The following is a 14,498-nucleotide window of genomic DNA, read 5'->3' on the forward strand; positions in this document are numbered from 1 at the left end:
CGCCGCCATCGCGGGCGGACGAGACACCTGCGTGGTTCTCGGTTCTCGGTTCTCGGTTCTCGGTTCTCAGTTCTCGGTTCTCAGTTCTCGGTTCCCAATATGCTATACTGGCGCCATGCCATTTCCAACCGACGATTACACGCCGCATGGGTATCTGAATACGCCAACGCACACGCGCAACCTCTCACCACGCGGGGTGCTGCGCTCATATGGTGCGGGCTTTCGCTGGCACTACCCGGCGTATGCTGGCATGTACGGCGGGCGGCGCGAAACCTACCGCGCCGGATTTCGCTTCGCGCTGGGAGGAGCGCTCGAACTGACCGAGTTCGATGTTGTCTCCAGTCCGTATCATTCGATGAATCTCTTCACGCTCGACCTGTCGCACAGTGGCGCAACACTCCACGCCACGTTCCACCTGATCGGCGAGCATGCCCTTTGCGCATCAGCGACTGTTCAAGGGGAAGCGCGCGTTGCCGTGGTCGTCGAATACACCCGCATGATCGCCGCCAGCGGCGAATGGGGCGAGTCAGGGCTGGTCGGTCGCGTGGTCGAGGGCGACCTGGTGCTGCAAAGTTTCGAGGATGGCGATGCATTCGTCGTGCATGCATCGCAGCCGTTTGCCGACATCGGCATTACGCCCGATCCGGCGCATGCTGCCGCCTGGGCGACATCACAGGCGCCAGGGTTGCCGGGCGAAGGGTTCGTGACGGTTATCGGACAGCGCGGTGAGACGGTATCGCTCTTCGCTGTCCTGGGATTTGCCGCGCCGTGTGAATCGATCGATCTGTATATGACGCGCGGCAAGACGCTGCGCATGGCGCAGCACCGGCAACGCGCCGCACGTCGCACGGCAGCGGCAGATCGCGTTCGCAAGCAGGCGGAGGACGATGCGTTCTGGGCGCGGGCGCCCATTCTGCAAGGCGACTGGCCCGATCACTGGCGACGCGGGCTGGTCTACGACCTCGAAACGCTGCGCATGATGGTGCGTGCGCCAGCCGGCATCTACCGCCATATCTGGGATGCCATGCAGATCCACGCGCCGCGCACAGTGCTTGCCGAAGCAGCCATTGATGCGTTGCTGCTCGCCTATGCCGATCCAACCCTCGCGCAACATCTGCTGCTGGGCACGTTCGTTGACGCACCCGAACCGAATGTTCCCTGTTCACGCGAAGACGGCAGTTACAACATGGTCGCCGCCGATGGCACGGTATGCGGGACAGCGCCGGAATGGGGCTATCCCTGGGTTGTGCTGGACTGGCTTGCCAACCTGCACCCCAACCGCGAGTGGCTGGCAACCATCTACCCGGCACTAGCCGCGTATCTGCACTGGTGGCAGGAGAACCGGCGCGACACGGATGGCTGGCTGGTCTACGCCTGTAGCTGGGAGTCTGGTCAGGACGACTCGCTGCGGTTTGGCGAACAACCGCTCGGCGGCGGTCATCCGGTGCGCCATGTGCGCCCTGTCGATCTTCAGGCAGCCTTTGCCCATGCGTGCCTGGTGATGAGCGATATTGCCCGGGAACTCGGGCGCGTTGCCGACTCTCACGAGTGGCTGACGCTTGCCGAAGCGTATGTCCTGCGCACCGATGCGCTCTGGCAGGATACGTTCAATCGTTACGCCGACTATGACACCCGCGCTGGCAGGCCGACCGAGGTGGATGATGTCATGCTCCTGACGCCGATAGCGCTCGATGTCGCCCGACCGGAACGGCGGGAAACGCTGCGTCCGGCGATTGCCCGCATCGACCCCGATACGCTGACGTGGCCTATGTTCGCCTGGACGGCGACGGAAGCCGCTCTGCGCGTGGGGTTGACCGACCACGCAGCCGAACTGGCCGCTGCGGTGATCGACCGGGCATATACGTTTTGGGACGCGCATCAGGCGCATCCCGACCGCACGTTGCCGGGGGTGGCGTGCGAGTACTGGCCCCTTGATGGACGCTGTGGCGGCGAGGGGTACGGTTGGGGCACTTTCACAACTCACCTGCTGCTCCATGTGCTGGTCGGGTTGACTCCCATGCGTGAACACCTCGTTGTTCGCCCCAATCTGCCTCCCGCCTGGCGTACCGACGGACGCACCTATGGTGTGCGGCTCCACTGGCGCAACACGCAGATACACATCCTCATCGAGACTCACCCTGATTGCGCGACGGTTACTATCAATGATCAACGGGTCGAAGTTGCGTGGGGCGAGGCGGCTCCATTTCCGTGGGGCGCACCAGCACGCTAACATCCGGCTAATGCATTGTTATTACCAGACCAACACTCATGCAGTATCGTCACATCAGCATACACGAATGGTAATGGTGAGGACGATATGGCATTTTCAACACCTATTCGCACAGGCGAGCAAAGCATTGACCGCGTGTTGCGCGCCGGGCTTCCAGTGCTGCTCATCTTCGACCGCAAAGGATGCCCGACCTGCCAGCAACTCGATCCATCGCTTGAACGGCTGGCGGCGTTCTTCGCAGGGCGCGTGCTGTTGGCGCGGGTGGATGCCGACGACAATCCGACACTGGCGCAAAAGTATGACATCGCCGCGCTCCCCGGTCTTGTCTTCGTGAAAAACGGCGCGCCTCTCGCAAAAACCGCGGGCGTCATTTCTGAGGACGCCCTGCGCACCTGGCTAATCCGGCTGACTGATGGCGACGCGCCGCCGCTGTTGCCGCAGGGTCCGAGTGTACCGCTGACGCGCCAGCCTGCTCGTTCGACGCCTGAGTCATCGGTGATGCACCAGGGGACGACAAATGGGACGAAAGGCGCAAAACCGGTGACGCTCAGCGACGCAACGTTCGATCAGGTCATCGGCGCCGGTCATCAACCAGTGCTGGTAGATTTCTGGGCGCCGTGGTGCAGTCCGTGTCGCGCAGTAGCGCCGACAGTCGAGCGGCTGGCGCAAGAGTTCGCCGGACGCGCAGTGGTCGCCAAACTGAATGTGGACGATAACCCGCATACAGCACGGCGGTTTGGCATCACCGGCATTCCAGCGCTGTACATTTTCAAGGAAGGGCGAGTCGTCGAGCGTTTGATCGGCGCCCAACCGTACCCGGTGTTGCGGCAGGCGTTGGAACGGTATGCAGGATGACCACGGTGTGTCGTAGTACGGGCAGGTCTGCGACCTGCCCCTATGCCCGCCATGCCCCTGTAGGGGCAGGTCTGCGACCTGCCCCTACAGCCTCTATGCGTTCACCTCGATCTGGCGCAACTCGCGTTTGAGGATTTTGCCGGTGGCTGTCTTGGGCAGGGTATCACGAATTTCGACGACGCGCGGATACTTGTAGGCTGCCAGGCGCTCCTTGCAGTACTCAATGATCTCCGCTTCGGTGGTGGTCTGCCCTGGTTTAAGGGCCACCACCGCCTTGACTTCCTCGCCAAGCGCCTGGTCGGGAACGCCGATCACGGCGGCTTCGGCAATGGCGGGATGCCCGTAGAGCACCTCTTCGATCTCACGCGGATAGACATTGAAGCCGCCGCGGATGATCATGTCTTTTACGCGATCCTTGATGAAGAAGAAGCCGTCATCGTCACGATAAGCGATGTCCCCGCTATGGAACCAGCCATTGCGGATCGCCTCGGCAGTGGCATCGGGGCGCTTGTAGTACCCTTTCATCACGTTGTGACCACGAATGACGATCTCGCCAAGCTCGCCGTTGGGCACCTCGCGCCCCTGATCGTCCACCACGCGCATCTGGATGCCCCAGATCGGCACGCCAATCGACCCCGGCTTTGGCTCGCGGTCGAGGTGATTGAACGACGCGACCGGCGATGTTTCGGAGAGACCATACCCTTCGAGGATGGTGACGTTGTATTTGCGGTTGAACGCATGCATTACTTCGACCGGCATGGCAGCGCCGCCTGAGACGCAGAACTTGAGCGCCGACAGATCGTACTGATCCGCGCCGGGGAAGTTGAGCAGATAAAAGTACATCGTCGGCACGCCAGCAAAATAGGTCACCCGATCACGCGCCATCACTTCCAGCGCCTTTTGCGGTTCGAAGCGCGGCAGCATGGTGATGGTTCCGCCAGCGTAGATCAGGCTGTTCATCACGCACGTCTGCCCGAAACTGTGAAACAATGGCAACACCGCCAGACCCACCGTCTCCGAGGTGACATTCAGCAGTTTATCGGTGCAGATCGTCGCATTGAGAAACATGTTGGCATGGGTCAGTTCGGCGCCCTTTGGGCGACCGGTGGTGCCGCTGGTATAGAGAATGACCGCCGTGTCATCGGGCATTGTCTGAATGGTGTCGAAGATCGGCGGCTGTTCAGCGAGTATGCTGCCGAGCGGAATCGCGCCATCAGGGAGGGTGGCTGTCGAGCCGGGCGCCTGCGCGACAATCAGGTGGCGGCACGACCCCGCCATGCGAAAGCCAGGCGCCGCTTCGTCGAGGAACCCTTCCCAGATGATCAGCGCCACCGAGTCGCTATCTTCCAGATGATACCGGACTTCATCGCGCTTGAACAACACATTGAGCGGCACCACCGTCGCACCAGCCTTCAGAATGCCGAAGTAGCACATCGGGAAGTGCGGCGTGTTGGGGATCATGAGCGCCACTTTGTCGCCGGGGCGCACGCCAAGTTTCGCCAGACCGCCGGCAATTTTGTTAGCAGCGCCGTTCAGTTCAGCGTAGTTCAGGCGAATGCTATCGAGCAGCACCGCAGTTTTTCCGGGCATGCGGCGCGCGCGCTCCTCCAGAATGATGGCGAGATTCAGCATCGAGTCCCTCCTTTGATGAACATCAACGTCCGATTTACTTCGAGCGCATAGCGGGGAGTCAGGAAGATTATACGTGTTGTTAACCGATGCTGTCAATCATTTCTCTTGCCAATCCTGCCGCTTACTGGTACAATGAAAAAAGATGTTATACGATAGCAGATAGATCCAAAGGCAGAGATGAACCATGGCAAGCAAGAAAGGCAATCGGATTATCATTAAGATGCGCAGCACAGAGAGCGCGCATACCTATACGACGACAAAGAATCGCAAGAATGATCCAAACCGGCTCGAACTACGCCGCTACGATCCAACCCTGCGCCGGCACGTGCTCTACCGCGAAACCAAGTAACGTCGTATCGCGTGGTGCTGCGCTCTGAAGCCGCATGATGGCAACCATCGTGCGGTTTCTTGTTATACATCTACCAGGGGAGATACCACTATCATGAGGGTTGGTTTGCTTCCGCTCGATGAGCGGCCGGTCAATGTCCGGTATCCGGCGATGATTGCAGCAATCGCCGGAATCGAACTGGCATTGCCACCCGATAATTTGTTGAGCAATCTGCGCGAACCGGCGCGCTGCGGCGATCTGGTCGCCTGGCTGCACGCGATTGCTCCCGCCGTAGACGCATTGATTGTCGATGTCGAGATGCTGGCGTTTGGCGGGTTGATCGCCTCGCGCATCAGCGACGATCCCCCAGCAGCGGCGTTGAGTCGTCTCGATATGCTGCGCACGATCAAGAACGAACTGCCTCATCTGCCGATCCTGGCGTTCAATGTCATCACCCGCATATCCAATGCGGATGCCAGCACCGAAGAACCACTCTACTGGGCAACGTATGGCACACGCCTCTACCGTCTCTCGCAACTGCTCGACCGCGCAGCGCAGGGTGAGCCGCTGACCGATGAGATCGCCGCATTGCGCGCCGAAATCCCTCCCGATGTAGTGCGCGACATGCTGCGTCGCCGGTTGCGCAACCATATTGTCAACCTGGCATCGCTCCACCTGCTCGACTCAGGCGCCATCGATCTCCTGGTCCTCAGTTCGGACGATACCAGTCCGTTCGGGCTTGGATCGCGCGAAAAACGCTGGCTCGCCAGCTGGGCGGACCTGCTGGCGCCAGGGCATGACTATCCGGCGACCGGCGGGCGCGAGGATGCCATCCGTTCGCCAGGCATACTGCTGATGTATCCCGGCGCCGATGAGGTGGGATGCACCCTGCTGGCGCGGATCATCAATCAGCACGCCGGTCGCACGCCGCGCATTGCACCGCTCTACGCCATTCCCGGCGGCGAGGAGATCGTTGCTCCTTATGAGGACGGTCCAGTCCGATTGACCATCGAACGACAGATCCACGCCATCGGCGGGACGGTTGCGTCCGCCGACGGCGATCCCGATCTGTGGCTGGCGGTCAACACGCCATCACCACGCCGCACCGAGTGGGACGAGACGTTCGCAGCCGAAGAGCGCGACGAGCGGTACAATCATCTCGATGCGCTTGTTGATCGCGTGAGTGAACTTCAGGAGAATGGACAGCAGGTGATCGTTGCGGATGTCGCCTACCCCAACGGCGCCGACCCGCTCTTGATGGAATTGCTTATCGAGAAGGTCGATCTCGCGCGACTTGCCGGGTTTGGCGCCTGGAACACCGCCGGCAATACGATTGGCACGGCGTTAGCGCAGGGGTGCGCCGCACTGCTGGCAACCACCCCTGCACAACGGATCGCGCATCTGCGCTTCCTGCTCCACCGCTTTGTCGAGGATTGGGGGTATCAGCATGTGGTGCGCCGGGCTGCGCGCGCGATGCTTGAACGTACCACCGGTACGGATGAACCGGACGACACCATGATCGGAGCGATCTGCCGCTGGATCGAAACCCACCTGAACGCGCGCATTGGCGCGCTTCCCGGATTTGCCGGGCGCTGGCGAATCACACCGGGCAGCACACGCTTGCCCTGGTGTCGCCTGTTTGAAGTGGATTTCGCACTGGAGCTGGTGTGACCGGCGATCATGCACTGGGGGAGCGGTTACTGGCATGCTTCGCCGCTCTCGACGAACACTTCGGGCACGAACCACACTGGTGGCCCGTCATCACCGATGATCCGCCGTTCGAGGCGCTGGTCGGCGCCGTTCTGGTCCAGCAAACGCGCTGGGAGACCGTCGAGGCGGCCATTGTCCGCCTGCACGACGCCGGCTTGATGTCGCCGCTGGCGCTGGCGACAGCCGACACCGATACGCTTGCCGCACTGATTCGCCCCTGTGCGTTCCACGCCCAGAAAGCAGCCGGATTACAAACTATCTGTTGCGAGATAGCACAACGGTATGAGGGGAACACAACCCGATTGCTCACGGGCGAGCGCAACGAGGTGCGCACCCGGTTACTGGCGCTGCCGCGCATCGGGCGTGAGACAGCCGATGCGATCATGCTCTACGGCGGTGGCCAGCCTGTGTTTGTGGTGGACGCCTATACGCGACGGCTGTTTGCGCGCCTTGATCTTGCGCCGGGATTCGATTTTCTCCGGGCGCCGTATGATGCTGTGCAACGCCTCGTCGAACATGCGCTGCACCCGTTTTTGCCTGGAACGACGGCGCCTGCCACGGAAAACTTCCATGTTCATCGGACGGTCGAAACGAACCACAATGGCACGTTCTTCTTCGCGCAGTTTCACGCACTGATCATTGAAGCATGCGTCCACCACTGCCTGGCGCACAATCCACGCTGCGATCAACCAGGGCTGCGACGCACCTTCATCGATCCACGGAAGTGCGCCACTCACTGTCTGACGTGTCGTGGATGCCCCCTCCGTCAGCGGTGCGCCGCGTTCAACGGAACAGTGACATTGCATCCTGGCGCTGCTGAGTCAGTGCGCGTTCGAGTTGATCGCGCGTAATCCATCGCCGTCGAAGAAGAATCTCACCGAGCGTTTCGTGACGACCAACACGTCGCAGGTAGATCTGTTCGGTCAACGCCTGCTCGAGACGTTCCAGCGGCAACCCGTCGGCAATCAAATATTCGCCAAGCGCGCGGGGCGCCACTTCGTTACCGACTCGCTGCTGAGTCTGCACGATCAGCGCACGCGCCAGGGTTTCAGGCGTCACTTTGCCACGCGCCACGGCAACATCTCCAAACATCATCTGATCGCCGCGTCGCCGGATAGCCGCCTGCTCTTCCAGCAACCACTCCAGTTCCCGGGACGTAATCGCCCCCATCTGCACCAGGATCGCTCCCAGCGTGAGCGATGCGTCCATCTGCTTGAAAATACGCGGCTTATGCCCCATCAGCACCCGCCGCACTCGCGCAGCGCGCAGCGCCCCCGAGGCTTCAATGTCACCAGGATCGACGATCAACCGCTGTTCCAGATAGGCGATTTCTAATTCGAGATCATCCGGCGCAAGGGCGCTTGCGCGCGCCAGACAATCGAGCCGATGCGTCGGAACCGATACCAGGTCTGCCAGCGCTAGCCAGGCATCGACACAACGATGACCGGCGGCGAGATGTTCGCGCACCGCATGAAAATCGCGGCGAATGGCGGCAACCGTAGGACAGGGACGGGGACAGAGCATGTCATTCATCAGAGTGTTCGCCTGAAAGCATCGTATCGAGCGGTGCGCAATGCCGGGCGGAGCAATGCCTTCTTTTGACAAATGTTGTGAGTGTGCCGTTTTCTTGAACCAACAGGGAACGGAAGCAGCATCACCTGACATGTGCGCTTTTACTATAATACGTCGTATTCTACCGCAACACAAGAGGAGTGACAAGAACCAAGAACCGAGAACCGAGAGCCGAGAGCCGAGAACCGAGAACCAAGAGCCGAGAGCGATATTATACTAACGTGAGTTCGGGTTAGGCAACCAGAGCAGGCAGAGTGCCTAAGCGGAGAGAAGGTTTTTGGGCTGACGGCAATAGGCAATCAGGCCGCAAAGCAGATTGACCAGGAAATTGATTGGACTGCGATGGCGTGAATGCTCAATCTGCGAAATGTTCTTGAGTTGGTCAATAATGGTCTCCACAATTGCGCGTTTGTGAAGCAGGATGTTGTCCATACCATGGCATGAGCGCGTGCTTCATAGTGGAGCGAACGCCAGTGACCAGGTCCACACCGAAGGTGCGCAAGCGTTCGTTGCGGAGCGTTTTGGAGAGATACCCCTTGTCGCCGAACAACGTTCCGAAGAAGTTGCAGGCCAACTTAGGAACGGGCTGACGATCATCAACGTTGCCGGGCGTGAGCATGAGATTGAGGAATTCGCCGCGGTCATTGAACATCAGATGGAGTTTGAAGCCAAAAAACCAGCCGGTGGACGTTTTCCCGCGTGCCGCCAGCCCTGCAACGACCGTGTGGAAGTGGATTCTGGGGTTTTTGCAGACGGCCAGGGCGGTCGAATCGATGAAGGAAATGCCAGGACCCGTTCCCAAGCACGTCGTGCACAGGGAGACGCACAGAGGAACCAGGATAGAAGGAATGAACTCGACAAAGCGGTTATAACTGACCAGACCGGGAAACTCTGGGCGCAAGCGCTCCAAAACATAGTCGGTGGAGTACGCTTTGAAATGACGATAATGCGACTGATGAACATGAATCAAAATGGTCATGATCTCGCTCATGCTCAGACTCCTTGCGCGCTGTCGCTGGATTTCACCCGCGCTCAGCATCTGGTTCCGCCACAGAGGGAGAAACGACTGACAAAAATCATCGACATCGCAAAACAATTCGATGAGACTATCCTGCGCTGCGCCCGGCGCGAGCCTTCCGACGCGCCGCGTGCAACGACCGCCTGCCCGTTGTCAACACCTTTACACCGTTCACCTGCAACGTTCAACTCTCCACTGCCATCCCCGGATGAAACGCCAGCGCCCAGCGCCAGCCCTGGTCGGCGCGAATGCCATGCCAGATGCCAGCCGTCGGCGTATGGTTGCCGTAGTCGTAGCGATGACCGCTTAGATCGATGCGATCATTGGTCGTGTGTTGCAGCGCAGCAAGAATGCAACTGCCATGGGTGACGAGCGCCACACGCTGCAATGGCGTATCATCGAGCTGATTGAGCAGATCGGCAATGCGCGTGCGCACCTCCGGATGCGTTTCCCCAGGCGCTACTTCTCGCAACGTCTCAATCAGCGTCGGTTCCACTCCAATGAGTTGCCCAATGGTCGCCGCCGTGGCGCTAGTGCGGGTGAACGGTGAGGAGAGCAATCGCTCGATGCCGCGCTCGCGCAGCCAGTGCCCCGCCTGCACCGCCTCCTCTTCGCCGCGCAGGGTTAACGGCGGTCCCGGCATGACGGCATACGGCAGACCGGTGGTGCGATCTGGTTCAGCATGGCGGATCAAAAACAGTTCAGTCAACATATTGATGCGTCCTGGACATCTCGTGCATCCAGCGCCGTGAGCGCTTCAGCCAGAATGCCCCAATTCGCAACTATTGGCTCGTTCTTCGTCAGAAGACATGGTTTGACTTGACAATGATATAATACCATTGCTCCCAAACGTCTGACGGATGCGCCAGTGTGATGGGACCAGAATGCCAGACATTCATTCCTCCAATCTCTTGTTCGAGCTAAGACTTTTCGGCGCGCCTTGCCTGTTGATTGATCGGCGCGAAGTCCCATTTCAACGCCGCCAACCACTGGCGATTATGGCCGTGCTGGCGCTCAGCGAGCGTCTTGTCAATCGCGACGAACTGACCTATCTGCTGTGGCCCGACTCGCCACAAGGGGTGGGACGGCAGCGTTTGCGCCGTTCGTTGTCGCAATTGCGGCAGTCAGTCGAGCCATGGGCGGATCGGTTGCTGACCAGTGTGGGGACGAGCAGTCATCTTCTGCGTTTTGACCCGAATGCATGTCACGTCGATGCACGCACTTTTTTGCATCTATCAATGCGAGCGCGTGAAGTGCCGGATCCTGATGGACTGCGCGCCGCCGAACAGGCGACTCAACTCTATACAGGACCCTTGCTGAGCGGGTTGGAACGCGATACATCGCCGGAATTCGAGCAGTGGCTGCTGCGACAGCGCGAGCATTTCGAGCGCATTCAACTTGATATGCGGCGTCGTATCGTCGACGGATACGCCAACATTGGAGACTTTACCCGCGCGATCGCTGCTGCCGAGCATGCGCTGTCAATGGACGCCCTCTCCGAAGAATTGCACTGCAAAACGATGTGGCTGTATGCAAAGACAGGACGGCGCAGCGATGCCATTCGGCAGTTTGCGCACTGCGCTGCGCTCCTGGAGCACGAACTGGGGATCGAGCCGGATGCCGACACTGCAGCGTTGTACCGCGCGATTCTCGATGACCGCATCGATGAAGCGCAATCACTGGCGTTCAGAGCGCACCCCTCTGAAGCGCCATCATCCATTGCGCTTTCCGCCACACGCAGCACGCTGGCAATCCTGCGCCCGCCTGATCATGCGCCTCTTTGCGATGAACTGGTCGCAGCTATGCATCAGGCATTGACCGGCGCAACGCTGGTTGCCTGCATCCAGGGACCAGCTGGCGCCGGCAAGAGTCGGCTCGTTCGCAAGGCGCTGGAGCGCATTCGACAGACACTGCCGGATGTCCTGGTCTGGTCCGCTGGTGCGCGTAAAACCGGGCATGCCGTCCCCTTCGGTCTGGTGGCTGATTTGTTCGACGCCGCGCTCCGTGAGCGCTTGAGTCGTCCTCGTGTTCAGGTAGGGAGCGATGCGCTTCCGGTTGATCTGCGGATGACCGAAGCGGTGCGCCTGCTACCGGAATTGCGCGCGGTCTTTCCGCATTTGCTGCCGCTTCAGCCGCAGAGCGGGAATGAATCCGCCTCACACCACCTGGCGCGCCGGCGATTGTTGCAGGCGTTACCACGTGCGCTGCGCGCCCTGAAAGGCGATGATCCGACAGTCATCGTCCTGGAGGACCTGGATCAGGCGGATCCGCCCTCGATCGAGGCGATTGGCTGGCTGATGAGCGCTTTGCCGGACACACATCTGGCGCTGGTGATCACCTGTCGTATCACCGACGGTGCGCTGGCGGAGATGCTGGATGTTCCGCTCATACGCGACATGGTGCGGATATGGACCATCCCTGCTTTCGATCAGGCTATGGTTCTGCACCTGGCGGAGAACGCCGGTCTGCCTGTGATGCTGGCGGAGACAATCTGGCGTCAGGCGCACGGGGCGCCGCTGGCAACTCGTGAGATGCTGTACGCTGCCACCCTGTCTGCCGGACCTGCTGGAGAGTCGCGCATTCCATCCTCATTGCACGAGGCGCTTCTGACGCACCTTCAGTCGCTTGATTCGACCACGCGCCAGGTTCTGGAAGCCGCGGCGGTGCTGACAGGCGGCAGTGGGCTGTGGATTCAGCACCTGAGCGGACGCACTGGAGAAGAAGTGGAGCACGCCTGCGAACGACTGATCGACCACGACTGGCTCACCATGGTTGGCGCGTGGTATGCTATCGCCCATCCAGAAGTGCATGCCGCAGTGTTGGAGAACCTGAGCCCGCTGCGTCGTCAGCGGTTGCATCGTCAGGCAGCCGCACTGCTGCGCCAGTACAATGTCGATCCTGCCCGCATTGCGTATCACCTGGACGCCGCCGATCAACCGGATGAAGCGGCGGAGATGTGGCTTCAGGCAGCCCGCCGGGCGCGGTCGCTCTACGCCCGCGACGCAGCCCTGGTCGCCATTCAGCATGGTTTGCGTCTGGCGGCTGATCGGCAGGTGCAGTTCGACCTATTGAGCGAACAGGAGGCGATCCTGCACGACCACGGGTTGCGCGCAGAACAAGGGACGGCGCTGGCTGCCCTTGAGGGACTGGTTGAGCGGTCGCCGGATCATCCTGACTGGCGTGCTGAAGTCTATCGCAAGCGAGGACGATATGCACTGGCGCGCAATGCGTGGGGAGAGGCGGTGGATGCCTTGCGACGGGCAGCGGCGCTCACATTGCACCATGATGATGAGATACTGTGTCTGCTCGCCCGCGCGCTGACGCACGCGCAGCAATGGAACGAAGCCAGTGACGCTGTGCAGCGCGCGCTGGCGCTGGCGCAGCAACGGAACGACCGCGAGGCGCTGGTGCGCGGCTGGCTGACGTGTGCGGATGTCGAACAGGGACGTGAACGCTTCGATGCCGCCGAGAACGCGCTGAAACAGGCTGTTTATCTGGCAGGGCGTGCGTCGCCCATGTTGCCGCACCTTCTGCTGGCGCTGGGCAACCTGGTTGGGGTGCGCAATGATTTCGACAGCGCCCTGATGTACGCTCAGGAAGCGCGGCGCTTGTTTGCACAACGCGGTCTGCCCGACAGCGAGGCGGCTGCCAGTGTTCTGGCGGCGCGCATGCTCGCGCGTCTGGGGCGGCTGGACGAGGCGCTGATGGCGTATCAGTCCGCCTATGCAGGCTATGCTGCGCTTGATCTGCGGCAGGGGATGGCTGCCAGCCGCGTGAATGCGTGCGTTCTGGCGCTGCGTATGGGGGAGTTCGAGCAGAGCGCCCGCACAGCGCAGGAAGCGTATGACCTGTTCCGGTCGATTAACGACGCACGCGGCATGTGCGTGGCTACCAGCAACATCGGCGCGGCCCTGGTCTGGATGGGGTGCGGCGCCGAAGCCGAGGTCTGGCTGCGCGAGTCATACGAGCGCACAAAGACGCTCAATTTACCGGCGCAACAGGCGGCGGCGCTGGCGAACCTGGGGGCCGCCCTGCTGCAACAGGGGCGACTTGCCGAAGCGCGCCAGACGATGGAACAGGGGCTGGCATTGCGCGAGGCGCAGGGGCATATCGATGTGAGCATCGACCGCGCCTTCCTGGCGATCGCATGTCTGCGCCAGGGTGACATCGACGCCGCAGATGCCCAGAGCGCGCGCGCTCTGGACGACCTGAAGCGCATGCCGCAGGTCGAAAATCCACAACAGGTGTGGTTTGCCCGCGCGCAGACGCTCCGCGCCCAGGAACGACCGGACGAAGCCAGAGACGCTCTGGCAGCCGCCGTTGACTGTCTGCGCCGCGCTGAACAACAACCTCCGCCTCAACGCGAGCGCTACCTCACGGCTTTTGCCTTCAACCGTGCGATCCTCCGGGCAGCTGCCGAAGATATCTGGCCCGATCCGCCGATGCTCGTCTGATAGCGTTATACGGTGGCGCGCAGAGAGCCGTTGCAATGCAACGGCTCTCTGTGTGTGCGATGACAACGCCGCCGTTGCGGTGCAACGGCGTTCCATGCGATGGATGGTCGTAATGACGCTCTGCCGTTACCCGGATGTAGACGCTGTGTGGACGCCTGCCGTGTACAATGCACAACATCTGCGGAAAAGAGCGCACACACACTGCCTGGAGGTGACTGGCGATGAAACGCACCCCTTTGCTTACCTTTCTCCTTACCATCCATCTGATGGCAGGACTGATTGTTCCTGCCTATGCCCGCGACGAACCGTCGACGCCTGTCGGCAGCGACGAACCTGCGACTGCGACAGCAGTCATCGCTGAGACGCCGGAAGTCTGGGGCACGGACGCCTCGACCGGAAGACTTTCGCTCCGTGATCACACCTTTTTTGGGCAGCGCAGCCGCCATCGTGTGCGCCGGTCGGAGAGGAGTTCCCTGATCCCTGCCAAATCCGCAGCCGTTACGTCAACGGTTCGTCATCAGGAAGTATCGCCCGGATCATGCACAATGCTGGCGCCGCCGGTCCATTCATCAGGTCGAACCTTGCGGTTGACAACACGCATGTGTATTGGATTGGCAGCGACTTTCGCATCAGGCGCCTTGCGCGCGGCGCTGGAGCCGGCACAACGCCGGAGGTGATAGGCAATACTGCATACACCAC

At 60.9% G+C, this 14,498-nt stretch carries 10 protein-coding genes and 1 pseudogene; 7 read left to right on the forward strand and 4 right to left on the reverse strand.

Features of this window, described 5'->3' with window-relative positions; translation table 11 throughout:
• Positions 1-115: 115 nt before the first annotated feature.
• Together AC3EA7_RS13060 and trxA are read left to right on the forward strand one after the other, a co-directional pair.
• Complete coding sequence (locus AC3EA7_RS13060; RefSeq protein WP_488614499.1) at positions 116-2,230, forward strand: MGH1-like glycoside hydrolase domain-containing protein; 2,115 nt, start codon at positions 116-118, stop codon at positions 2,228-2,230.
• Between the two features lie 87 nt (positions 2,231-2,317).
• Entirely contained in the window at positions 2,318-3,085 is a 768-nt protein-coding gene (gene trxA / locus AC3EA7_RS13065; RefSeq protein ID WP_488614500.1) for a thioredoxin, read from the forward strand.
• Positions 3,086-3,178: 93 nt separating this feature from the next.
• On the opposite strand, the gene AC3EA7_RS13070 is transcribed toward trxA, so the two are convergent.
• Entirely contained in the window at positions 3,179-4,717 is a 1,539-nt protein-coding gene (locus AC3EA7_RS13070; protein ID WP_488614501.1) for a long-chain-fatty-acid--CoA ligase, read from the reverse strand.
• 184 nt (positions 4,718-4,901) lie between these two features.
• Here AC3EA7_RS13070 and rpmG point away from each other — a divergent pair, with 184 nt between their 5' ends.
• The 3 genes from rpmG to AC3EA7_RS13085 all read left to right on the forward strand — a co-directional run bounded on the left by rpmG (position 4,902) and on the right by AC3EA7_RS13085 (position 7,606).
• Positions 4,902-5,066, forward strand: a complete 165-nt coding sequence (gene rpmG, locus AC3EA7_RS13075; RefSeq protein WP_012121808.1) for a 50S ribosomal protein L33 — start codon at positions 4,902-4,904, stop codon at positions 5,064-5,066.
• Between the two features lie 93 nt (positions 5,067-5,159).
• Entirely contained in the window at positions 5,160-6,716 is a 1,557-nt protein-coding gene (locus AC3EA7_RS13080) for a DUF4127 family protein (RefSeq protein ID WP_488614502.1), read from the forward strand.
• Positions 6,713-7,606, forward strand: a complete 894-nt coding sequence (locus AC3EA7_RS13085) for an endonuclease III domain-containing protein (RefSeq protein ID WP_488614503.1) — start codon at positions 6,713-6,715, stop codon at positions 7,604-7,606. The genes AC3EA7_RS13080 and AC3EA7_RS13085 overlap by 4 nt, the downstream gene beginning before the upstream one ends.
• Here AC3EA7_RS13085 and AC3EA7_RS13090 read toward each other — a convergent pair.
• From AC3EA7_RS13090 to AC3EA7_RS13100, 3 genes and pseudogenes are all read right to left on the reverse strand, one after another.
• Complete coding sequence (locus AC3EA7_RS13090) at positions 7,539-8,288, reverse strand: hypothetical protein (protein ID WP_488614504.1); 750 nt, start codon at positions 8,286-8,288, stop codon at positions 7,539-7,541. The two genes, AC3EA7_RS13085 and AC3EA7_RS13090, sit on opposite strands and share 68 nt — an antisense overlap.
• A gap of 297 nt (positions 8,289-8,585) precedes the next feature.
• Positions 8,586-9,429, reverse strand: a pseudogene (locus AC3EA7_RS13095) (IS982 family transposase).
• Between the two features lie 100 nt (positions 9,430-9,529).
• A complete protein-coding gene (locus AC3EA7_RS13100; RefSeq protein WP_488614505.1) occupies positions 9,530-10,057 on the reverse strand; it encodes a histidine phosphatase family protein in 528 nt (175 codons plus the stop codon).
• A 172-nt stretch (positions 10,058-10,229) separates the two neighbouring features.
• On the opposite strand from AC3EA7_RS13100, the gene AC3EA7_RS13105 reads away from it, so the two are divergent.
• Both AC3EA7_RS13105 and AC3EA7_RS13110 read left to right on the forward strand, forming a co-directional pair.
• A complete protein-coding gene (locus AC3EA7_RS13105) occupies positions 10,230-13,799 on the forward strand; it encodes an ATP-binding protein (protein WP_488614506.1) in 3,570 nt (1,189 codons plus the stop codon).
• A gap of 221 nt (positions 13,800-14,020) precedes the next feature.
• On the forward strand, positions 14,021-14,476 hold the full coding sequence (locus tag AC3EA7_RS13110) for a hypothetical protein (RefSeq protein ID WP_488614507.1): 456 nt from the start codon (positions 14,021-14,023) through the stop codon (positions 14,474-14,476).
• Positions 14,477-14,498 lie beyond the last annotated feature (22 nt).

The sequence above is a fragment of the Roseiflexus sp. genome (genome assembly GCF_057785375.1).

Bases quoted from the DNA above. Each gene is read 5' to 3' on its own strand.
- rpmG (WP_012121808.1), top strand. From the start codon at position 4,902: ATGGCAAGCAAGAAAGGCAATCGGATTATCATTAAGATGCGCAGCACA.
- AC3EA7_RS13080 (WP_488614502.1), top strand. From the start codon at position 5,160: ATGAGGGTTGGTTTGCTTCCGCTCGATGAGCGGCCGGTCAATGTCCGG.
- AC3EA7_RS13060 (WP_488614499.1), top strand. From the start codon at position 116: ATGCCATTTCCAACCGACGATTACACGCCGCATGGGTATCTGAATACG.
- AC3EA7_RS13110 (WP_488614507.1), top strand. From the start codon at position 14,021: ATGAAACGCACCCCTTTGCTTACCTTTCTCCTTACCATCCATCTGATG.
- AC3EA7_RS13100 (WP_488614505.1), bottom strand. From the start codon at position 10,057: ATGTTGACTGAACTGTTTTTGATCCGCCATGCTGAACCAGATCGCACC.
- AC3EA7_RS13090 (WP_488614504.1), bottom strand. From the start codon at position 8,288: ATGAATGACATGCTCTGTCCCCGTCCCTGTCCTACGGTTGCCGCCATT.
- AC3EA7_RS13105 (WP_488614506.1), top strand. From the start codon at position 10,230: ATGCCAGACATTCATTCCTCCAATCTCTTGTTCGAGCTAAGACTTTTC.
- AC3EA7_RS13070 (WP_488614501.1), bottom strand. From the start codon at position 4,717: ATGCTGAATCTCGCCATCATTCTGGAGGAGCGCGCGCGCCGCATGCCC.
- trxA (WP_488614500.1), top strand. From the start codon at position 2,318: ATGGCATTTTCAACACCTATTCGCACAGGCGAGCAAAGCATTGACCGC.